23 protein-coding genes are annotated in these 20,475 nt (G+C 59.8%); 20 read left to right on the top strand and 3 right to left on the bottom strand.

Features of this window, described 5'->3' with window-relative positions; genetic code table 11:
* Positions 1-2 precede the first annotated feature (2 nt).
* A complete protein-coding gene (gene glmU, locus ACR0L1_RS01860) occupies positions 3-1,355 on the bottom strand; it encodes a bifunctional UDP-N-acetylglucosamine diphosphorylase/glucosamine-1-phosphate N-acetyltransferase GlmU (protein ID WP_480856858.1) in 1,353 nt (450 codons plus the stop codon).
* A gap of 134 nt (positions 1,356-1,489) precedes the next feature.
* Here glmU and ACR0L1_RS01855 point away from each other — a divergent pair, with 134 nt between their 5' ends.
* Positions 1,490-2,161, top strand: a complete 672-nt coding sequence (locus ACR0L1_RS01855) for an HAD-IA family hydrolase (protein ID WP_170352600.1) — start codon at positions 1,490-1,492, stop codon at positions 2,159-2,161.
* A gap of 39 nt (positions 2,162-2,200) precedes the next feature.
* Positions 2,201-3,391, top strand: coding sequence for a DegT/DnrJ/EryC1/StrS family aminotransferase (locus tag ACR0L1_RS01850; RefSeq protein ID WP_170788361.1), 1,191 nt, complete (start codon positions 2,201-2,203; stop codon positions 3,389-3,391).
* 6 nt (positions 3,392-3,397) lie between these two features.
* On the opposite strand, the gene ACR0L1_RS01845 is transcribed toward ACR0L1_RS01850, so the two are convergent.
* Positions 3,398-4,465, bottom strand: a complete 1,068-nt coding sequence (locus ACR0L1_RS01845; protein WP_480856855.1) for a Hint domain-containing protein — start codon at positions 4,463-4,465, stop codon at positions 3,398-3,400.
* 207 nt (positions 4,466-4,672) lie between these two features.
* On the opposite strand from ACR0L1_RS01845, the gene ACR0L1_RS01840 reads away from it, so the two are divergent.
* Complete coding sequence (locus ACR0L1_RS01840; RefSeq protein ID WP_170769257.1) at positions 4,673-5,836, top strand: isovaleryl-CoA dehydrogenase; 1,164 nt, start codon at positions 4,673-4,675, stop codon at positions 5,834-5,836.
* A 44-nt stretch (positions 5,837-5,880) separates the two neighbouring features.
* Here the strand turns inward: ACR0L1_RS01840 and ACR0L1_RS01835 are convergent, their stop codons facing one another.
* A complete protein-coding gene (locus ACR0L1_RS01835; RefSeq protein ID WP_480856853.1) occupies positions 5,881-6,486 on the bottom strand; it encodes an OmpW/AlkL family protein in 606 nt (201 codons plus the stop codon).
* A gap of 136 nt (positions 6,487-6,622) precedes the next feature.
* Between ACR0L1_RS01835 and ACR0L1_RS01830 the strand changes: the two genes are divergently transcribed.
* The 17 genes from ACR0L1_RS01830 (at position 6,623) to nuoF (ending at position 20,473) form a co-directional block, all read left to right on the top strand.
* Entirely contained in the window at positions 6,623-8,149 is a 1,527-nt protein-coding gene (locus ACR0L1_RS01830; protein WP_480503130.1) for an AMP-binding protein, read from the top strand.
* Positions 8,146-8,622 carry a hypothetical protein gene (locus tag ACR0L1_RS01825; protein WP_480503129.1) on the top strand — a complete coding sequence of 159 codons (477 nt, stop codon included), beginning with the start codon at positions 8,146-8,148 and terminating at the stop codon, positions 8,620-8,622. The genes ACR0L1_RS01830 and ACR0L1_RS01825 overlap by 4 nt, the downstream gene beginning before the upstream one ends.
* Positions 8,619-10,223 carry a carboxyl transferase domain-containing protein gene (locus tag ACR0L1_RS01820; protein ID WP_480503128.1) on the top strand — a complete coding sequence of 535 codons (1,605 nt, stop codon included), beginning with the start codon at positions 8,619-8,621 and terminating at the stop codon, positions 10,221-10,223. The genes ACR0L1_RS01825 and ACR0L1_RS01820 overlap by 4 nt, the downstream gene beginning before the upstream one ends.
* Before the next feature lies 1 nt (position 10,224).
* A complete protein-coding gene (locus ACR0L1_RS01815; protein ID WP_480856850.1) occupies positions 10,225-10,647 on the top strand; it encodes an ASCH domain-containing protein in 423 nt (140 codons plus the stop codon).
* Between the two features lie 3 nt (positions 10,648-10,650).
* The gene (locus ACR0L1_RS01810) at positions 10,651-12,579 is read left to right on the top strand and encodes an acetyl/propionyl/methylcrotonyl-CoA carboxylase subunit alpha (protein ID WP_480856848.1); all 1,929 of its coding nucleotides are present in this window, start codon (positions 10,651-10,653) and stop codon (positions 12,577-12,579) included.
* A 59-nt stretch (positions 12,580-12,638) separates the two neighbouring features.
* A complete protein-coding gene (locus ACR0L1_RS01805) occupies positions 12,639-13,493 on the top strand; it encodes a hydroxymethylglutaryl-CoA lyase (RefSeq protein WP_480503124.1) in 855 nt (284 codons plus the stop codon).
* A gap of 3 nt (positions 13,494-13,496) precedes the next feature.
* Positions 13,497-14,285, top strand: coding sequence for a crotonase/enoyl-CoA hydratase family protein (locus tag ACR0L1_RS01800; protein WP_170788369.1), 789 nt, complete (start codon positions 13,497-13,499; stop codon positions 14,283-14,285).
* A gap of 188 nt (positions 14,286-14,473) precedes the next feature.
* Positions 14,474-14,839 carry an NADH-quinone oxidoreductase subunit A gene (locus tag ACR0L1_RS01795; protein WP_050602775.1) on the top strand — a complete coding sequence of 122 codons (366 nt, stop codon included), beginning with the start codon at positions 14,474-14,476 and terminating at the stop codon, positions 14,837-14,839.
* A complete protein-coding gene (locus ACR0L1_RS01790) occupies positions 14,830-15,363 on the top strand; it encodes a NuoB/complex I 20 kDa subunit family protein (RefSeq protein WP_037307875.1) in 534 nt (177 codons plus the stop codon). The genes ACR0L1_RS01795 and ACR0L1_RS01790 overlap by 10 nt, the downstream gene beginning before the upstream one ends.
* On the top strand, positions 15,360-15,686 hold the full coding sequence (locus ACR0L1_RS01785; protein WP_480856845.1) for an antibiotic biosynthesis monooxygenase: 327 nt from the start codon (positions 15,360-15,362) through the stop codon (positions 15,684-15,686). Before ACR0L1_RS01790 ends, ACR0L1_RS01785 begins: the two co-directional genes overlap by 4 nt.
* On the top strand, positions 15,679-16,278 hold the full coding sequence (locus tag ACR0L1_RS01780) for an NADH-quinone oxidoreductase subunit C (protein ID WP_480856843.1): 600 nt from the start codon (positions 15,679-15,681) through the stop codon (positions 16,276-16,278). The genes ACR0L1_RS01785 and ACR0L1_RS01780 overlap by 8 nt, the downstream gene beginning before the upstream one ends.
* Positions 16,279-16,283: 5 nt before the next feature.
* The gene (locus ACR0L1_RS01775; protein WP_170784206.1) at positions 16,284-16,460 is read left to right on the top strand and encodes a hypothetical protein; all 177 of its coding nucleotides are present in this window, start codon (positions 16,284-16,286) and stop codon (positions 16,458-16,460) included.
* 1 nt (position 16,461) lies between these two features.
* Complete coding sequence (locus tag ACR0L1_RS01770; RefSeq protein ID WP_257599041.1) at positions 16,462-16,584, top strand: hypothetical protein; 123 nt, start codon at positions 16,462-16,464, stop codon at positions 16,582-16,584.
* The gene (locus ACR0L1_RS01765; RefSeq protein ID WP_170352614.1) at positions 16,584-17,807 is read left to right on the top strand and encodes an NADH-quinone oxidoreductase subunit D; all 1,224 of its coding nucleotides are present in this window, start codon (positions 16,584-16,586) and stop codon (positions 17,805-17,807) included. Before ACR0L1_RS01770 ends, ACR0L1_RS01765 begins: the two co-directional genes overlap by 1 nt.
* The gene (gene nuoE, locus ACR0L1_RS01760; RefSeq protein WP_480856841.1) at positions 17,807-18,913 is read left to right on the top strand and encodes an NADH-quinone oxidoreductase subunit NuoE; all 1,107 of its coding nucleotides are present in this window, start codon (positions 17,807-17,809) and stop codon (positions 18,911-18,913) included. Before ACR0L1_RS01765 ends, nuoE begins: the two co-directional genes overlap by 1 nt.
* A 30-nt stretch (positions 18,914-18,943) precedes the next feature.
* A complete protein-coding gene (locus ACR0L1_RS01755; protein WP_480503119.1) occupies positions 18,944-19,162 on the top strand; it encodes a DUF5337 domain-containing protein in 219 nt (72 codons plus the stop codon).
* Between the two features lie 12 nt (positions 19,163-19,174).
* A complete protein-coding gene (nuoF, locus tag ACR0L1_RS01750) occupies positions 19,175-20,473 on the top strand; it encodes an NADH-quinone oxidoreductase subunit NuoF (RefSeq protein WP_480503118.1) in 1,299 nt (432 codons plus the stop codon).
* Positions 20,474-20,475 lie beyond the last annotated feature (2 nt).

The raw sequence follows: 20,475 nt of genomic DNA, 5'->3' as shown, positions 1-20,475 counted from the left end.
GGTCAGGCTCCTTTATCGCGGCGAGCCTTTTTCGCCTTGAGCATTTCAAAAAGTTTGCGCGCATAGCCGGGTTTGTTGTCCTGCTTGGCCCGTGCTACGGCCAGAGCGTCGGGCTCGACGTCGCGCGTGACCACCGTGCCGGTCGCCGTCATCGCGCCGTCACCCACGGTCACGGGGGCAACCAGCATGGTGTTTGATCCGATGAACACATTCTCGCCAATCGTGGTCTTGTGCTTCATCACCCCGTCATAGTTGCAGGTGATCGTACCCGCTCCGATATTTGTTGCGGCGCCAACGGAGGCATCCCCGATATAGCTAAGGTGATTGACCTTAGCCCCTTCGGCGATCTCGGCATTCTTGATTTCGACGAAATTCCCGATGCGCGTGTTCTCGGCCAACTCTGTCCCAGGGCGCAGGCGGGCATAGGGCCCGACGATAGCTCCGCGGCTCACATGGCAGCCCTCAAGATGCGAAAACGCCCGGATCGTTGCGCCACTTTCGACGGTGACGCCGGGGCCGAAGACCACGTTGGGCTCGATCACCGTGTCCCGTCCGATGATCGTATCAGCGGCCAGGTAGACGGTTTCCGGAGCCATCAAGGTTACGCCCAGATCCAGCAGGTCTGCGCGGGCGCGAGCCTGGAATAACGCATCAGCAGCGGCCAGATCAGCGCGCGAGTTGACGCCTAGCGTCTGCGCCTCGTCACAGGCAACAGCGGTGACTTTCAGATCCCGGCTGCGGGCGATCTCGACCACGTCGGTCAGGTAGTATTCCTCGGACGCGTTGTCATTGCCCACCGCATCGATCAACGAGAACAAGGTTTGCACGTCGCAAGCCAAAAGTCCAGAATTGCAGAAGCTTATCGCGCGTTCCTCATCCGAGGCATCCTTGTATTCAATGATCCGCTCCAGCGTATCGCCCTGCATGACCAAACGGCCATAGCGAGCGGGATCGGCGGCCTCGAACCCCAGAATGACCAGATCATTCTGGGTGCGCGCCTCGATCATCCGTTCTAGCGTGTCGGGTTGCAGAAACGGAGTGTCACCGTATAGGACCACCACGTCGCCTTCGAACCCCTCCAGCGCGGCGCGGGCCTGGGCGACGGCATGGGCGGTGCCCAACTGTTCCTCTTGTACGGCAATCTGCGCGGTCTCATCCTCGGCTGTGGCGACCTTGGCAACGGCCTCGGACCCATGGCCGGTGATAATCACCGTGCGTTCAGGCGACAGCACGGCCCCGGCGCGCATGGCGTGGACCAGCATCGGAGCTTGCGCGATGGGATGCAGAACTTTGGGGATATCCGAATTCATCCGGGTGCCTTTTCCGGCGGCGAGGATGACAAGGGCGGTGCTCATGAATTCGTTTTCTCTTTGTGTTTTGTTGGCGACCGTTTTATCCGCTGGGGGCAAAGGCGCAAGCGGTTCGGGCATCAAACTAGATTGCCGTTTGCAACACGACGTGGCGAAAACCCGCCGAGGCAGGAGGCTTTATGCGTACCGTAATCTTCGATCTGGATGGAACTTTGGCGGATACATCCGGCGATCTGCTAGAGGCCGCGAACCATTGTTTTCGTCATATGGGCCATGGTGATGTGCTGATCCACGGGCAGGACGCGGGCGTGGCACTTCGGGGTGGTCGGATGATGCTGACCCACGGGTTAAAGCGTGTTGGAGCATTCGAAGAGCAGACCATTTCGGACTATTACCCGATGTTGCTGGAGGCCTACGCGCAGGCCATCGACACCCATACCACCTTCTATCCCGGCGCGTTGGACGCGGTTGAGGCGCTGAAAGCGGCCGGTTACGGCGTGGGCATCTGCACCAACAAGCCCGAGGCGCTGGCGCATCAGTTGCTGTCACAGATGGGAGTGCGGGATCAGTTCGCCGCTCTGGTCGGGGCGGATACGTTGCCCGTGCGCAAACCCGACCCCGAACCGCTGCGCGAGGCTGCGCGGCGGGCAGGTGGTCATCCCGACCTGTGTGTTCTGATCGGCGACTCCGATACCGACCGGAACACGGCAAAGGCGGCGGGTGTGCCGTCGGTTCTGGTCACTTTCGGCCCGTCTGGTGACGACATGGCCGCGCTGGAGCCCGAGGCGTTGCTGCATCATTTCGATGATCTGCCCCGCGTGGTCGAGGGGTTGATCGGTGCGGCGGCTTAGTCTCTTGACCCAAGCGGGCGTGAGGACCAGAACAGAGCCATGACCGAGATATTCACTGGCAGCTTCACCCAGCAGGAACCCATCCCCGAAGAGGCGGTCGAGGCCGCGCTCGCTGTACTGCGCCATGGGCGGTTGCACCGATATAACGTGGTGCCCGGAGAACTGGGCGAAACCGCGCTGCTGGAGCAGGAATTCGCGGCGCAGATGGGGGCGAAATACTGTCTGGCGGTATCCTCGGGCGGATATGCGCTGGCCACCGCCCTGCGCGCAGTCGGCGTGCAGCCGGGTGATCCGGTGCTGACCAATGCTTTCACGCTGGCGCCGGTGCCGGGGTCAATCGCCTCGGTCGGGGCGAGGCCTGTGTTCGTGGGCGTGACCGAAGGGTTGGTGGTTGATCTGGACGATCTTGAAGCCAAGCTGGATCAGGCGCGAGTGCTGATGCTCAGCCATATGCGCGGGCATCTGTGCGACATGGACCGGCTGATGCAGATGTGCGACGCCGCAGGAGTGATCGTGATCGAGGACTGCGCCCATACGATGGGGGCAGCGTGGCGCGGGCAATTGTCGGGGCGGCAGGGGGCCATTGGGTGTTATTCCTGCCAGACCTACAAGCATGTGAACTCGGGTGAGGGCGGCTTGCTGGTCACCGATGATGAGGAACTTGCAGCGAAGGCGACGATGTTGTCGGGCTCGTATATGCTGTACGAACGTCATCTGGCCGCACCGGGGCCAGAGGTGTTTGAGCGGATCAAATATAACACCCCCAATGTCTCGGGCAGGATGGATAACCTGCGGGCGGCGATCCTGCGGCCTCAACTGCGGGATCTGGACCAGCAGGTTTCGCGCTGGAACGAACGCTATGCTGAGATCGAAGATGGTCTGCGCGACACGCCCGGCCTAACTATTGTCGAACGGCCCGAAGGTGAGACCTATGTGGGCTCATCCATTCAATTCCTCTTGCTGGATTGGTCGCCCGAGCGTATCGCCGAGGTGATCCACCGCTGTGCTGCGCGTGGGGTCGAGTTGAAGTGGTTCGGTGGGGCCGAGCCCACTGGTTTTACCTCGCGATACGACAGTTGGCGCTATGCGGATAGTGCGCCTTTGCCTGCCAGTGACCGGGTGCTGGCGGGGATCATGGATATGCGGGTGCCGCTGACATTCTCGCTGGAAGATTGCCGCCTTATTGCGCGGATCATCCGGGCCGAGGTTGGCGCGGTCTATCAATCCTGACCAGCGCTAATGCGCGCGCTGGTCCAGCGGGTGTTTGTTGTTTTTACCCAGACGCTCGACAAACCGTTTTTGCTGTTTGATCTGCGGGATGGTCTGCTGCGAGGTTGACGGGGTGACGGCTGTCAGGCCCGGGAACAGCAGGTGGAGCTCCTCCAACGCCTCGGCAGATAGGGCTGACAGAGACATCGGCGACAGCAACATGCTTTCACTGGGGGCGCCGTTCGCAAATACAATTTCATGGTCATCGAAAAGCAGATGGAAATAAGTCGTCGCACACGCCTGCGCCTCGACTTCTACCTCTGGCAGGGCGGTCAGCCGAATGGCTGAGATCAGAACCTCGCGCGCGCCAAACATACGTTCTGCCACGGGCGACGAGGCCTGCATCCGGTGCTGTCGTGACACCAACAAATCCGTATGCGGCATCCCTTGTCCAAGCGCACCTTTGGCAATGCGGATCGGAAACAGCTTGGGTTCAGCCGTCATCTCGGCCTTGGAAACATGTCGCCGCCCGACCCATTTCAAAGCTTTGGCCCCCGATTGCGTCATCACCAGATCGCCGGCCTTCAACTGTTCGACGGGGATTTCACCATGTTCTGTGTCGATCAGCGTTCCCTGACAGAAACAGATCAGAAGCGAGATGTTGTCGACAATCGCGCCAAGGCTGTCATCTACGCCGATTTCGGTGAATCGCAGCGTGTAGTCACCCGCCTCGGGGAAATCGACGTCTATGATGATTGTTGTGAAGCTGGCCTCAGTTGGCAGAACGGTCATGGTTGAAATCACGATGCCGTCGCTGTCCACGATTTCGACCGTGAACCCATCGGTGCCCGCGTTACCCAACGAGGCTGTGCGCAATGCTGTATCGAATTCCAAAATACCCGAATGCGCATCGTCCAGCGTAAACGTCTGTTCCAAAACGGTGGTGAAACCCGAGCGGCCATCCAATTCTGAAACCAGATTCCTTGAACCATTTCCAAGGAAGGCAAACTCGGGGTTGATTTCCACGTCGGTGCCCGACCAGTTCGAGCGGCCGCGGCTGAAATCTCCGTTAATAATCACATTCGTCGGGGCCATGGGATCTGCTTTCTAAATGATTTTCGACTCAACGCATGTCGGCGAGACCCTATTGGCTCAGCGCCGGGACGACAATGTGTTGAAATCGTGAAGATACTCTGAATCCGAGGTTTTTTTGAGTGATTGCGCCAGGTTCTTGACGTTCGCGCTTGTCCGTGTCAAATTATTTGAACAAGTGTTCATTAATCCAGTTGGAGGAAGTCGGGGATGTTCACGGCCACAATGCAGTTCGATCTGGGTGAAGATGTGAATGCCCTGCGGGAGATGGTTCATCGCTGGGCGCAGGAGCGGGTCAAACCGAAGGCTGCCGAGGTCGACAAATCCAACGCCTTTCCCAATGACTTATGGCGCGAGATGGGTGATCTGGGGATGTTGGGTATTACCGTACCCGAGGAATATGGCGGAGCGGGGATGTCCTATCTGGCCCATACCGTCGCAGTTGAAGAGGTGGCGCGGGCTTCGGCCTCGGTTTCGTTGTCATATGGGGCGCATTCAAATCTATGCGTCAACCAGATCAAGCTGAATGGGACGGACGAACAGAAAGCAAAATACCTGCCGCGACTTGTCTCGGGTGAACATGTTGGCGCGCTGGCCATGTCCGAGGCCGGAGCCGGATCGGATGTTGTGTCAATGAAGCTGCGCGCCGAAAAACGCAACGACCATTACCGGCTGAATGGCAGCAAATACTGGATCACCAATGGGCCGGACGCGGATACTCTGGTCGTCTATGCCAAAACCGACCCGGAGGCGGGATCGCGCGGAATCACCGCTTTTTTGATCGAGAAAGAGATGACCGGGTTTTCGACATCCCCGCATTTCGACAAGCTAGGGATGCGTGGGTCAAACACGGCCGAGCTGATCTTTGAAGATGTCGAGGTTCCGTTCGAAAACGTGTTGGGCGAGGAGGGCAAGGGCGTCGCGGTTTTGATGTCGGGTCTGGATTATGAACGCGTGGTGCTGGCCGGGATCGGCACCGGTATCATGGCTGCCTGTCTTGATGAGATCATGCCCTATCTGGCCGAGCGCAAGCAATTCGGCAAACCTATCGGGTCGTTCCAGCTGATGCAGGGCAAGATCGCCGATATGTATACAGCGATGAACTCGGCGCGGGCCTATGTCTATGAGGTCGCCAAAGCCTGTGATCGGGGGGATGTGACACGGCAGGACGCGGCGGCATGTTGCCTCTATGCGTCCGAGGCGGCGATGACGCAGGCGCATCAGGCGGTGCAGGCGATGGGCGGGGCAGGGTTCCTGTCGGATTCTGCCGTCAGCCGGATTTTCCGCGATGCGAAGCTGATGGAGATCGGTGCAGGCACCAGCGAAATCCGCAGGATGCTGATTGGCCGTGAGTTGATGAGTGAGATGTCGTGACGAAAAACGCCCCGCAACAGGATGCGGGGCGCAGAAGTGTTGGATCAGAAACGATGGACGTAGGAAACGCCAATCAGCCAGGGGTCGATCTCGGCTTCGCCGATATCGGCACCATCAAGCGACACGTCCGAGTCGATGTCGAACCAGCGCACGTTCAGACGTACGGCACCTTGTTCAGTGATGGCGTAGTCCAGACCGGCTTGCAACGCGAGTCCGACCGAGTTGTCCAGCTCAAGATTGCCCAAGGCAGAGCTTTCATCAAAGAAGATCGTGTAGTTGATGCCGGCACCGACATAGGGTTTCCAGGCGGTGCCTGTGTCGAAGTGGTAGTTCAACGACAGGGTGGGCGGCAGATGCTTGAGGCTGCCTGCGTCGACGCTGCCCCCCAGCGTGACTTCATGGCTGAACGGGGTTGCAGCCAGCAGCTCGATGCCCAGATTGTCGCGGACAAAGTATTCAACGGTGAAGATTGCGCTGACGTCGGAATCGACTTCGGCGTCCAGACCGGCCAGCGTACCGTTATCGGATTTGGGCTCCAGATACCCCGCACCGATACCAACGGTCCAGTCACCCTGGTTCTGAGCAAGAACAGGAGAAGCAAGCGCCACAAGCGCAGTGGAAAGTGTCAAAGCGGCGAGTTTTTTGGTCATGTCATGGCCTCTGAATGTTTTGATGCTTCGGTTTTGCATCAACCGACCCCTGCCAACTCTGATCTGTGTCAAGTTTCTGTGACAGTTGGGGTGCGCGCGAAGAGGAAAAATATCTTTGAATCAGGAGGTTCAAGCCATGTGTCCCGCTAGAAACATACCAGGTATGCTGGGTGTGGGTGGCTGGGATGTGCCAGACCGACTCAATATGGCGGCGCAATGTCTGGCGCAGCCGCATGATCAGGTTGCAGTCGTTGATCTGACACGCGATGCGCGAAAGGACATAACGTTCCGGGATCTTGCGCGGATGACGGATGGCATTGGGCAGGTGTTGCAACAACGGATCAGGCCCGGTGATCGGGTCGGTGTATTGCTTAGTCAGTCGTCTTGGTGTGCGGCGGCGCATCTGGCGATCTGGAAACTGGGCGCGATCTCGGTGCCTTTGTTCAAGCTGTTCCAACACGATGCGCTGGCGTCACGCGCGGGCGACGCCGGGGTGCAAGTTGCGCTGACGGATGCCGAGGGGCAGACGCTGCTGAGTGGGTTGGCGGATCCGCTGCGTGTCGACCAAATCGCGCCGTCGGATCAGACGCTACCCTTTGCCGATACCGGCCCCGAGGATCCGGCGGTGCTGATCTATACCTCGGGCACCACTGGCAGCCCCAAGGGCGCGCTGCACGGGCATCGTGTGCTGACCGGCCATCTGCCCGGCGTGTCGATCAGCCATAACCATCTGCGCGACGGCGATTGCCTGTGGACCCCCGCCGACTGGGCGTGGATCGGTGGGCTGTTTGACGTGCTGATGCCAGGTCTGGCGCTGGGCATTCCGGTGGTCGCTGCGCGGCTTGAGAAGTTCACGCCCGAGGCCTGCGCCGATGTGGTCGCGCGCGGCGGGGTGCGCAACGTTTTCTTTCCGCCCACCGCGCTGCGGATGTTGAAAGCGGCGGATCAGGCCATCCCCGGCCTGCGCTCGGTTGCCTCGGGCGGTGAGCCTCTGGGGGCCGAGATGCTGGCCTGGGGGCAAAAGGCATTCGGCCTGACGATCAACGAATTCTACGGGCAAACCGAATGCAACATGGTCGTGTCCTCCTGCGCGCAGGATTTCCCGGTGCGCCCCGGCTGTATCGGAAAACCGGTGCCGGGGCATGACGTGGCGGTGATCGACGAGACGGGGAACCCGACCAGTGAAGAGGGCGACGTTGCCATCCGGCGCGGCTCGGCCTCGATGCTGTTGGAGTATTGGAACCGGCCCGAGGAGACCGCGCAGAAGTTCCGCGGCGACTGGCTGATCACCGGAGATCGTGGCGTGTGGGAAGGCGACTACCTGCGTTTCGTGGGCCGCGATGATGACGTGATTACGTCCGCCGGATACCGTATCGGCCCGGCAGAGATCGAGGACTGCCTGCTAACCCACCCGGCGGTCGCAACAGTTGGCGTCGTCGGCAAACCCGACAAGCTGCGGACCGAGATCGTGAAGGCTTATGTGGTGCTGAAACCAGGGGTCGAGGTCTCGGGTGCGGAGTTGCAGGACTGGGTCAAGGACCGTCTGGCGCAGTATTCCTACCCGCGCGAGGTGGCGTTTCTGGAAGAATTGCCGATGACGGTGACGGGGAAGGTTATTCGGAAAAAGTTAAAGGCGCGAGCGGCGGGGGAGGTCGGAGAATGAAATATTTGATGTTTGTCCTTTCTCTTACCTTTGCAAATGTTTGCTCAGCGCAAGCAGACAGCTCGGGCAATCCGATCAGTGTTTTGGAATGGTTGGACGGTTGCGCGCTACTAACCCAACCTGACAATGGAATGACCATGGATACCAACTGTATCAGTATCGCCGTCGACTATTGTACAATTGGCCGCATCGTTGAAGAACGAGTTCAATGCATTGTCGAACTTTCCAAGCATGTCGACGCGCTTTCGACTGAAATTCAGAACACTGTGCCTAACAGTATTGGCGAGCCAGGCACAGCGGCGCGCATCTATGAGCGAAGATATTTCCAATTGGTCGAAGGGGTTTTCGATGTTTGCGACGCGTCTCCTAGTGAAGAAATTCCCCCAGACACATGGTGCGAAATGTACCTGAACGCTGGGGACTGGGTGCAATGGCGACACTTGCAAAGATTTGCAGAGGGGGCAGCTCAATGAAACTCACATCCAAAGCCATGCCCGCCTCAGAAGGCTTCAAAGCAAACCGAGCGGCCCATATCGACGCGTTGGCGCAAATCGCTGACGCCGCCGAAGCTGCCCGTATGGGCGGGGGTGAGAAATCTCGCGCGCGTCATGAATCCCGTGGCAAGATGCTGCCGCGTCGTCGGGTGGCGAACCTGCTGGATGCGGGGTCTCCGTTTCTGGAAATCGGCGCGACGGCGGCGCATGGGATGTATGGCGACGCTGCACCTTGTGCCGGTGTGATTGCGGGGATTGGTCGGGTGCAGGGGCGCGACGTGATGGTGGTGTGCAACGACGCCACCGTGAAGGGCGGCACCTACTATCCAATGAGCGTCAAGAAACACCTGCGGGCACAGGAGATTGCCGAGGAAAACCATCTGCCCTGCATCTATCTGGTCGATAGCGGCGGTGCGAACCTGCCCAATCAGGATGAGGTGTTCCCCGACCGCGATCACTTTGGCCGCATCTTCTATAATCAGGCTCGGATGAGCGCCAAGGGGATTGCCCAGATCGCGGTAGTGATGGGGTCGTGCACGGCAGGCGGGGCTTATGTGCCCGCGATGTCGGATGTGACGATCATCGTCAAGGAACAGGGCACGATCTTTCTGGCCGGTCCGCCTCTGGTCAAGGCCGCAACGGGCGAGGTGGTCAGCGCCGAGGATCTGGGCGGTGGTGACGTACATACGCGTCTGTCCGGCGTGGCGGACTATCTGGCCGAGGATGATGCGCATGCGCTGGCTTTGGCGCGCCGAGCCGTAGGGTCGCTGAACCTGCGCAAACCGCAGACGGTGGATTGGGCCAACCCTGAGGACCCGGCCTATGACCCAGAGGAAATCCTCGGGGTTGTGCCTGCCGATCTGCGCACGCCCTATGATATCCGCGAGGTGATTGCGCGGCTGGTCGATGGCTCTCGGTTCGATGAGTTCAAGCCGCGCTTCGGGGAAACGCTGGTAACCGGCTTTGCTCATGTCAAAGGCTGCCCGGTTGGGATCATCGCCAACAACGGCGTGCTGTTTTCCGAGGCCGCGCAGAAGGGCGCGCATTTTGTCGAGCTGTGTTCTCAGCGTCGCATCCCGCTGGTGTTCCTCCAGAACATCACCGGGTTCATGGTTGGTCGTAAATACGAAAACGAGGGCATCGCGCGGCACGGAGCCAAGATGGTGACGGCGGTAGCGACGACCTCGGTGCCGAAGGTCACGATGCTGGTGGGGGGGTCATTTGGCGCTGGTAATTACGGTATGGCCGGTCGGGCTTATCAGCCGCGGTTCCTGTGGACATGGCCGAATTCGCGGATCTCGGTGATGGGCGGTGAACAGGCGGCGGGCGTTCTGGCCACCGTCAAACGCGACGGGATCGAGCGGCAGGGCGGCACCTGGTCGGCGGAGGAAGAGGCCGAATTCAAACGCCCGACCTTGGACATGTTCGAAGAGCAATCGCATCCGCTTTATGCCTCGGCGCGGCTTTGGGATGACGGCATCATCGACCCGCGCAAATCGCGCGATGTGTTGGCCTTGTCGCTGAGTGCGGCGTTGAATGCTCCGATCGAGGAGACACGCTTTGGCGTGTTCAGGATGTAAAATGGTCGATCTGGAAAAACTGAAATCCCGCTACCCCGGTGCGCAGACCTTCAAGTTTGGAGACAACCCAACGCTGAGCGCCGAGTTGTTGGCGTTGGTGCGCGCAGGAAAGAAAACCGCGACCTGCGGCGCGTTGCGGGATTACCCCGAGGGCAGTGCGGACACGCCGGTTGTAGGGCGCAGGGACATCGCTTTGGAATGGGACGACCGACCGGCGCTGGTGATCGAAACGGTCGAAGTTTCGATCTGCCGCTATTGCGATGTGACCGAGGAGTTTGCGTTGGCCGAAGGCGAGAATGAGACGCTTGAGGGGTGGCGCGAAGATCACCGCCGGTACTTTGAACGAAATGGCGGGTTCGAGCCCGAGATGGAGCTGCTCTGCGAGCGGTTCCGGTTGGTCGAAGATCTGACGGTTGAGGGGTAAGTCATGTTCACCAAAATCCTGATTGCCAACCGGGGTGAGATTGCTTGTCGGGTGATCGAGACAGCTCAGAAGATGGGTGTGGCCTGTGTTGCGGTCTATTCCGACGTGGACGCTTCGGCCAAGCATGTGCAGATGGCGGATGAGGCCGTGCGTATCGGCGGGGCGGCCCCTGCGGAGAGTTACCTGAAGGGTGACGCGATCATTCAGGCCGCGCTGGACACAGGTGCGCAGGCCATTCATCCCGGCTATGGTTTCTTGTCCGAGAACCCCGATTTCGTCGATGCGGTCGAGGCGGCTGGGCTGACCTTTATCGGTCCCTCAGCCGAGGCGATCCGCAAGATGGGCCTCAAGGATGCTGCCAAAGTCTTGATGGAACAGGCGGGCGTGCCTGTGGTGCCGGGCTATCATGGCGACAATCAGGACCCGGAGCATTTGGCCGGTGCCGCGGACACAATCGGCTACCCTGTTCTCATCAAAGCTGTTGCAGGTGGCGGCGGAAAGGGTATGCGGCTGGTTGAACGTGCCGAAGATTTCGCAGACGCGCTGCACAGTGCGCGAGGCGAGGCGCGCACGGCCTTTGGCAACGACGCCGTTCTGGTCGAGAAATTCGTCTCCAAACCGCGCCATATCGAGGTGCAGGTTTTCGGCGACGGCACCCATGCGGTTCATCTGTTCGAACGCGATTGCTCGTTGCAGCGGCGGCACCAGAAGGTGATCGAAGAGGCTCCGGCACCCGGTATGACGGCTGAAATGCGCCAAGCGATGGGGCAGGCCGGTGTACGCGCCGCCGAGGCGATTGGCTATAAGGGCGCGGGTACGGTTGAATTCATCGTTGATGCCTCGGACGGGCTGCGGCCGGATCGGTTCTGGTTCATGGAGATGAATACCCGCCTGCAAGTGGAGCATCCCGTGACCGAGGCGATTACCGGGGTTGATCTGGTGGAATGGCAGTTGCGTGTGGCCGCGGGCGAGACGCTGCCGAAACAGCAGAGTGACCTTTCTATCTCGGGTCACGCATTCGAGGCGCGGCTGTATGCCGAGGACGTGCCCAAAGGCTTCCTGCCTGCCACGGGGACGTTGACGCATCTGCACTTCCCGGCGCTCTGCCGGGCGGACAGCGGTGTGCGGGCAGGGGATACGATCAGTCCTTGGTATGACCCAATGATCGCAAAAGTCATCGTCCACGGCCCTACGCGCGACATTGCGCTGGAACAGTTACACCGTGCGTTGCGTCAGACTGAGGTCGCGGGCACTGTAACCAACCTTGCCTTTCTTGGCGCGCTGACGCGCCATCAGGGGTTCGCGTCGGGTGATGTGGATACCGGGCTGATCGGGCGTGATCTGGATGGGTTGGTTCAGACCTCCGCAACCTCAACGCGTGCTGCAGTTGCGGCGGCCATGACCGCTGCGGGTTTGGTGGACACATGCAAGGAGACTGGGTTCTCGCTGTGGGCGCCTCTGCATCGTGCTGTTCAGCTTATGGCGGATGACGTGATTGATCTGGATGTGCAGGTCGAAGGTCCGAACCGGCAGGTCTGGCACATCGGCAACGAGACGATTCTGGCCGAACGTAGCGCGGGGAACTGGACTATCGGTGGTGCAGCTATGCCGCGCGTTTCAGTCGCTGGTTCCAAGATCACGGTATTCGAGGGTTATGGCCAGGTGTTCGAGATGATCGACCCGCTGGACCGCGATACCAGCGCCATTGGCAATACCAATGTGATCGAGGCCCCGATGCCCGGTCTGGTCAAGGCGGTCTTTGCGCAGTCTGGGCAGGCTGTGGCCGAGGGCGACCGGTTGGCCATCCTTGAGGCTATGAAGATGGAGCATTCGTTGCTGGCAGCCCGCGATGGCGTCGTGGCCGAAGTGCTGGTCGAGGCGGGCGCTCAGGTCGAGGCCGGGGCCGCACTGGTCCGGCTGGAGGAGGAATGACCTGTTCCTGCCGCCTTAGCCGTGGCACAGTTGGATCAACAGCTTAGCGGAGGAGTAAGATGGGCGATCGGGTCGAGATATTCGAAGTGGGGCCGCGGGACGGGCTGCAGAATGAACAGCGGGAAATCCCGGTAGCGGAAAAGATCGCTCTGGTGGATTGCCTCAGCCGCGCCGGGTTCAACCGGATCGAGGTGGCCAGCTTTGTCTCGCCCAAATGGGTGCCGCAGATGGCAGGTAGTGCCGAGGTGCTGGCCGGGATCAGCCGGGCCGATGGAATCCGCTATGCTGCGCTGACACCGAATATGCGTGGATATGAGGACGCGTTGGCCGCTAAAGCGGATGAGATTGCAGTGTTTGCCTCGGCGTCCGAGGGGTTCTCGAAGGCCAATATCAACGCGACGATTGCAGAATCCATCGAACGCTTCACCCCGATCCTTGAGGCCGCGCGCCATATCGACCTGCCGGTGCGGGGCTATGTGTCCTGCGTGACCGACTGCCCCTATGACGGTCCGACCTCGCCCGAAAAGGTGGCCGAGGTGGCCGACACATTGTTCGCGTTGGGCTGCTATGAGATCTCGCTGGGCGACACGATCGGGCAGGGGACGCCTGACACAATCGCTCATATGCTTCTGGCCGTGCGCGAACGGGTGCCTGTGACGCGTTTGTCGGGGCATTTTCATGACACCACGGGACGTGCCATCGACAATATCGACGCAGCTCTGGCGCTTGGTGTGCGGACATTCGATTCGGCGGTCGGCGGTCTGGGAGGGTGCCCTTATGCGCCGGGGGCGGCTGGCAATGTAGCGACCGAAGCGGTTGTCGCTCATCTGGAACGATTGGGGTATGAGACGGGCATTGACATGGCCACAGTAGAAGAAGCCGCGCAGATGGCGCGCGCCATGCGGGCGGAGTGAGGGATGTTCGAAACGATCTCGGTTACGTCGGATGCGCGTTGTGTTGCCACTCTGACGCTGAGCCGCCCAGAAAAACACAATGCCATGTCGGCGCAAATGATTTCCGAACTGACGCAGGCGGCTGCGCAGTTGGGGGCAGACGACGCAGTTCGGGTGGTCGTTCTGACCGGCGCGGGCAAAAGCTTCTGCGCCGGAGGTGATCTGGGCTGGATGCAGGCGCAGATGGCGGCTGACCCCGCAACCCGTTTCGTTGAAGCACGCAAACTGGCCGAGATGTTGCAGGCCTTGAACACGATGCCCAAACCGTTGATCGGCTTGGTGCAGGGAAACGCATTCGGAGGCGGGGTCGGACTGGCCTCGGTCTGCGATGTCGCCATTGGAGTTGATACGCTGAAGATGGGGCTGACCGAAACCCGGTTGGGTCTGATCCCGGCCACCATTGGCCCTTATGTAATCTCCCGTATGGGCGCGGCGCGCGCACGACGCGTCTTCATGTCGGCGCGCCTGTTCGATGCCGCCGAAGCCGTTCAGCTTGGGCTGTTGGCCAAGACCGCCTCGGTAGATGATCTGGCCGATGCGGTTGAGGCCGAAGTTGCCCCCTATCTGTCCTGTGCGCCTGGCGCAGTCGCCTCGGCCAAGGCGCTGGTGCGTGATCTGGGACCGCGGATTGACGACACCGTGATCGACCAGACCATCCGCGCCTTGGTGGACCGGTGGGAAACCGATGAAGCGCAGGAGGGAATCGCCGCCTTTTTCGAGAAACGAAAAGCTGCATGGATTGAAAAGGTTTAGCTGATAGTCCCAATCCAGCGGGGCGGGGAATCGCCGTGGTGAACCAACCCGTATTGGCAAGCGGATATTTCGCGCCCTGCGCGTTTGTGTTCGGTTGACCCTCTGACCCCGCAGGGATAGAGAATGTCCAGTCAACTCGCCAATTGACGGCGCACCCTTTGGGGGTATGCGCAGGAAAGGAGCTATTCGTGGAAGACCTGCTGCGGGAGTACCTCCCGATTCTGGTGTTTCTGGCCGTTGCCGTAGGCCTTGGGATCGTCCTGATTCTGGCCGCTGTGGTTTTGGCTGTCCGCAATCCCGACCCTGAAAAGGTCAGCGCATATGAATGTGGCTTCAACGCCTTTGACGATGCGCGGATGAAGTTCGATGTCCGGTTCTATCTGGTCTCGATTCTGTTCATCATCTTCGATCTGGAAATCGCCTTCCTGTTCCCTTGGGCCGTCGGCTTCAAAGACATCAGCGATGTGGGCTTCTGGTCCATGATGGTGTTTTTGGGCGTTCTGACCATTGGCTTTGCCTATGAATGGAAGAAAGGGGCCTTGGAATGGGAGTGATGACGGGCGCAAACACCGCCGGCGTCGATAAAGAAGTCGCCACCCAGGCCCTGAATGCGGAATTGCAGGACAAGGGTTTTCTGCTGACCTCGACCGAGGACATCATCAACTGGGCTCGTACCGGGTCTTTGCACTGGATGACATTCGGTTTGGCTTGCTGTGCGGTTGAGATGATGCATACCTCGATGCCGCGCTACGATGCGGAACGTTTTGGTATCGCGCCGCGCGCCTCACCGCGTCAGTCCGACGTGATGATCGTGGCCGGGACGCTGACCAACAAGATGGCCCCTGCGCTGCGCAAGGTCTATGACCAGATGCCCGAGCCGCGTTATGTCATCTCGATGGGGTCCTGCGCCAATGGGGGCGGGTACTACCACTATTCCTATTCTGTCGTGCGCGGCTGTGACCGGATCGTGCCCGTGGATATCTACGTGCCCGGTTGCCCCCCGACCGCCGAGGCGCTGCTGTACGGCCTGATGCAGCTGCAACGCAAAATTCGCCGCACGGGGACGATTGTCCGATGAGTGCTGCTGTCGTCAGGCGCTGGGAAGCCGTTGTCGCTCGGGACGATGTTCCGGGCTGGGTTGAGACATTTCGTACCCGTGCTTTGCCCGGAATGCGCACCCTGAACGGGTTCCTGTCAGTTTCCTTCTTGGTCAGACGCGAGCAGGACCCTTGCCACATCGTCGTGCTGACAAAATGGCGCGATATGGCGGCTATTGTGGCTTACGCTGGCCAAAACGCTGAAAAGACGGTCATGCCTGATTTTATGGCGAAGTTTTTCAAGTCATACGATGCCGAAGCAACGTTTTATGACGAAGTTCTTCAGGAGGGACGCGATGAGTGACGCGCTCAAAGAACTCGGCGCGCAGCTTGAGCTGAAGCGGGCCGATTGTGTTCTGTCCTGGGATGTGACCCATGGCGAACTGAACGTGGATGTGGCCCCGTCGAATCTTGTGGAATTCGTGGAGTTCCTGCGGACGCACCAGAACTGCAAATTCTCGTCTCTGGTTGATATCACCGGCGTCGATTACCCCGAGCGGGCCAAGCGGTTCGATGTGGTTTATCACTTCTTGTCGATGTATCAGAACCAGCGCATTCGCCTGCGGGTTTCGGTGCGCGAAGAGGATATGGTGCCTTCAATCGTGGATATTCACCCCTCGGCCAACTGGTTCGAACGTGAGGTGTTCGACATGTTCGGCATCCTGTTCTCGGGTCACCCCGACCTGCGGCGGATCCTGACTGACTATGGTTTCCGCGGCTATCCGCTGCGCAAGGATTTCCCGACGACGGGCTATACCGAGGTTCGCTATGACGAGGCTGAAAAGCGTGTCGTATACGAACCGGTTAGCCTAGTGCAGGAATACCGGCAATTCGATTTCATGTCCCCTTGGGAAGGTGCGAATTACATCCTACCAGGGGATGAAAAACAGGAGTAGCCATCATGTTTGAGTTCCTGATCTGGATAGTTCTGGTGGTCGTAACGATCGTACCGATGATCAAGCTGCTGCCGCATTTCGGGATCAACAAGAACTGGGCGTTTGCCTGCGTTATCTCTCCGGCTGTGATTGTCCTGTTGTGGATGATGGCCATGAAACTGCAAGAGATGGAGCGACGCTGACATGATGGGCGAACTGATCATTTTGGGCGCTTTGGGCGTCTTGCTTGCAGGGGCTGCAGCCAAGGCGGCTGAGGCCGAAAAGGTCCGCGTTCGGGCCGAGGCAAAGAAGAAACGAGGGCGTTGATGGACGGCTCAAGATACGATGACGGCAGCACGGACGCGCTGAGCGGAGAACAGAAGATCCGCAACTTCAACATTAACTTCGGTCCGCAACACCCAGCAGCGCACGGAGTTTTGCGCCTTGTGCTTGAGCTGGACGGCGAGATTGTCGAACGCTGCGACCCGCATATCGGTCTGCTGCACCGTGGCACCGAAAAGCTGATGGAAAGCCGGACGTATCTGCAAAACCTGCCGTATTTCGACCGTCTGGACTACGTGGCGCCGATGAACCAGGAACATGCCTGGTGTCTGGCCATTGAAAAACTAACCGGGGTTGAGGTGCCGCGCCGGGGTTCGCTGATCCGGGTTTTGTATTCCGAGATCGGGCGCATCCTGAACCACCTGCTGAACGTGACCACGCAGGCGATGGACGTTGGCGCGCTGACGCCGCCGCTCTGGGGGTTTGAAGAACGCGAAAAGCTGATGGTGTTCTATGAGCGCGCCTGTGGTGCCCGCTTGCACGCCGCCTATTTTCGACCCGGGGGCGTCCATCAGGACCTGCCGCCGGAATTGCTGGATGATATCGAGGCGTGGAGCCACGAATTCCCCGCCGTTTTGGACGACATCGACGGCCTGTTGACCGAAAACCGCATCTTCAAGCAGCGCAACGCCGATATTGGCGTGGTGACCGAGGATGACATTCAGAAATACGGTTTCTCGGGCGTGATGGTCCGTGGCTCGGGTCTGGCATGGGATTTGCGCCGCGCGCAGCCCTATGAATGCTATGATGAGTTCGAATTCCAGATCCCCGTCGGTAAGAATGGCGACTGCTACGACCGCTATCTGGTGCGCATGGAGGAAATGCGTCAGTCGCTGTTGATCATCCGTCAGGCCATCGCCAAAATCCGCGAATGCCCCGGTGACGTGCTGGCACGCGGAAAGATCACCCCGCCGAAACGCTCGGACATGAAGACCTCGATGGAGAGCCTGATCCATCACTTCAAGCTTTATACCGAGGGCTTCCACGTCCCTGCAGGCGAGGTCTATGCCGCCGTCGAAGCCCCTAAAGGTGAGTTCGGCGTCTATCTGGTGGCCGACGGCACCAACAAACCCTACCGCGCCAAACTGCGCGCGCCGGGCTTCCTGCACCTGCAAGCCATGGACCACGTCGCCGGAGGGCACCAACTGGCCGACGTCGCCGCCATCATCGGCACCATGGATGTCGTATTTGGAGAGATTGACCGCTAATGCTCCGCCGTCTTCACCCCGAACAACCCGATGCTTTCGCCTTCACTGCTGACAACCAGCAATGGGCCGAAGCACAGATCACCAAATACCCCGAGGGTCGCCAGGCCAGCGCGGTGATCCCGCTGCTGTGGCGCGCGCAAGAGCAGGAGGGGTGGCTGTCCCGTCCGGCGATTGAATCCGTCGCCGACATGCTGGGCATGGCCTATATCCGCGTGCTTGAGGTCGCCTCGTTCTATTTCATGTTCCAACTGCAACCGGTTGGATCGGTGGCGCATATCCAGGTGTGCGGCACGACGTCCTGCATGATCTGCGGGGCCGAGGACTTGATCACGGTCTGCAAGGAAAAGATCGCGGCCAAGCCGCACGCGCTGTCCGCCGATGGCAAGCTGAGCTGGGAAGAGGTTGAATGCCTCGGCTCTTGCACCAACGCGCCGATGGCGCAGATCGGCAAGGATTACTACGAAGACCTAACCGCCGAGAGCTTTGGTAAGATCATTGATGATCTGGCGGCGGGCAAGGTGCCGACACCGGGCCCACAGAACGGGCGTTACGCGGCTGAACCGCTCAGCGGCCTCAGCAGCCTGGCGGAATACGAGGCGGGCAAGCCTGAACACAATGCCAGTGTTGAACTGGCGACTGATTTGAGCGACACCGTCAAGCGCATCGACGGGACCGAGGTTCCGATCCTGACCCCGTGGTTGGGCAAGGATGGCAAGACGGCGGCAAGCAAATCGGCTCCGAAACCTCCGAAGGAAGGCGCGACGCCGAAACCTGCCGTGAAGCAGGCTGAAGAGGCGAAGGCCAAAGCGGCTGATGAGGACCAGCCCGAAACGCTAACCGCAGCGCGCGGTGGCAAGGCCGATGATCTGAAGATGCTGAAAGGTGTCGGGCCGAAGCTGGAAGAAAAGCTGAACGATCTGGGCGTCTACCACTATGACCAGATCGCGAATTGGACTGCTGGGAATATCGCTTGGGTCGACGCTCGGTTGAAGTTCAGGGGGCGGATTGAACGCGATGGCTGGGTTGCGCAGGCAACCAGTCTGGCTGCGGGGGAAGAGACCGATTTTGCCAAACGTGCCAAGGAAGACGGCACTTACGAGGATTAAGCGGGTGCCCATACGGGGCATCGGGATGAGATGGACAAAGACAAGGAACAGGCCATAGCCCGAAAGGGCCGTCACATCGGCATTGTCATCGCTGCGACGATGGTGCTGTGGCTTGCCATGTCTTTTGTCGGTCCGCAGTTGGGGCTGCCGGGCCGTTATGCGCTGCTGTTTGATTTTGCCGCTCTGGCAGGATTCATCTATGCGGGCATCAACATTTTTCAACTCTGGCGCATGCGCCAGGATAGCTGAAGGTAACACGCGATGCTGAAGGATCAGGACCGGATCTTTACCAACATCTATGGGATGCATGAGCGCACATTGCGGGGCGCACAGGCGCGCGGGCATTGGGACGGCACGGCGGGCCTGATCGATAAAGGCCGCGACTGGATCATCCAGACGATGAAGGACTCGGGCCTGCGGGGGCGTGGCGGGGCGGGCTTTCCGACAGGTCTGAAATGGTCGTTCATGCCCAAGGAAAGCGACGGTCGTCCGGCCTATCTGGTTGTGAATGCGGATGAATCCGAGCCCGGCACCTGCAAAGACCGAGAGATCATGCGCCATGATCCGCACACGCTAATCGAGGGTTGTCTGATCGCCTCTTTCGCGATGAATGCACATACTTGCTACATCTATCTGCGCGGCGAATACATTCGTGAGCGTGAGGCCCTGCAGGCAGCTATTGACGAAGCATATGATGCGGGCCTGTTGGGCAAGAACGCGGCAGGCTCGGGCTGGGATTTCGACCTGTTCCTGCATCACGGTGCCGGGGCCTATATCTGCGGCGAGGAAACCGCCCTGATCGAAAGCCTTGAGGGCAAGAAGGGCATGCCGCGGATGAAACCTCCATTCCCGGCGGGCGCTGGCCTCTATGGCTGCCCAACCACGGTGAACAATGTGGAATCGATTGCCGTTGTGCCGACGATCCTGCGCCGAGGCGCGGATTGGTTTGCGGGCTTTGGCCGTCAGAACAACGCGGGCACCAAGCTTTTTGCGATCTCGGGCCATGTGAACAATCCCTGCGTGGTCGAAGAAGCGATGTCGATCTCGTTTGAGGAACTGATTGAGACCCATTGCGGCGGTATTCGCGGCGGCTGGGACAATTTGCTGGCTGTGATTCCGGGCGGCTCGTCTGTTCCTTGCGTGCGCGGTGAAAACATGCGCGACGCGATCATGGATTTCGATTACCTGCGCAACGATCTGGGCTCGGGCCTGGGAACGGCGGCGGTGATCGTGATGGACAAATCCACCGATATCATCAAGGCTATCTGGCGGCTGTCGAAGTTCTACAAGCACGAAAGCTGTGGCCAGTGTACGCCGTGCCGCGAAGGCACCGGCTGGATGATGCGCGTGATGGATCGTCTGGTGCGCGGTGAGGCTGAGCTGGAAGAGATCGACATTCTGTTCGATGTGACCAAACAGGTCGAAGGCCACACAATCTGCGCCTTGGGCGACGCGGCTGCTTGGCCGATCCAGGGTCTGATCCGCAATTTCCGCGAAGAGATCGAGGATCGCATCAAAGCGCAAAAATCCGGTCGCAGCGGCGCGATGGCGGCGGAATAACC

The sequence above is a fragment of the Ruegeria sp. J8 genome, from assembly GCF_056531925.1.
This window is presented reverse-complemented; position numbering and strand designations above follow the sequence as displayed.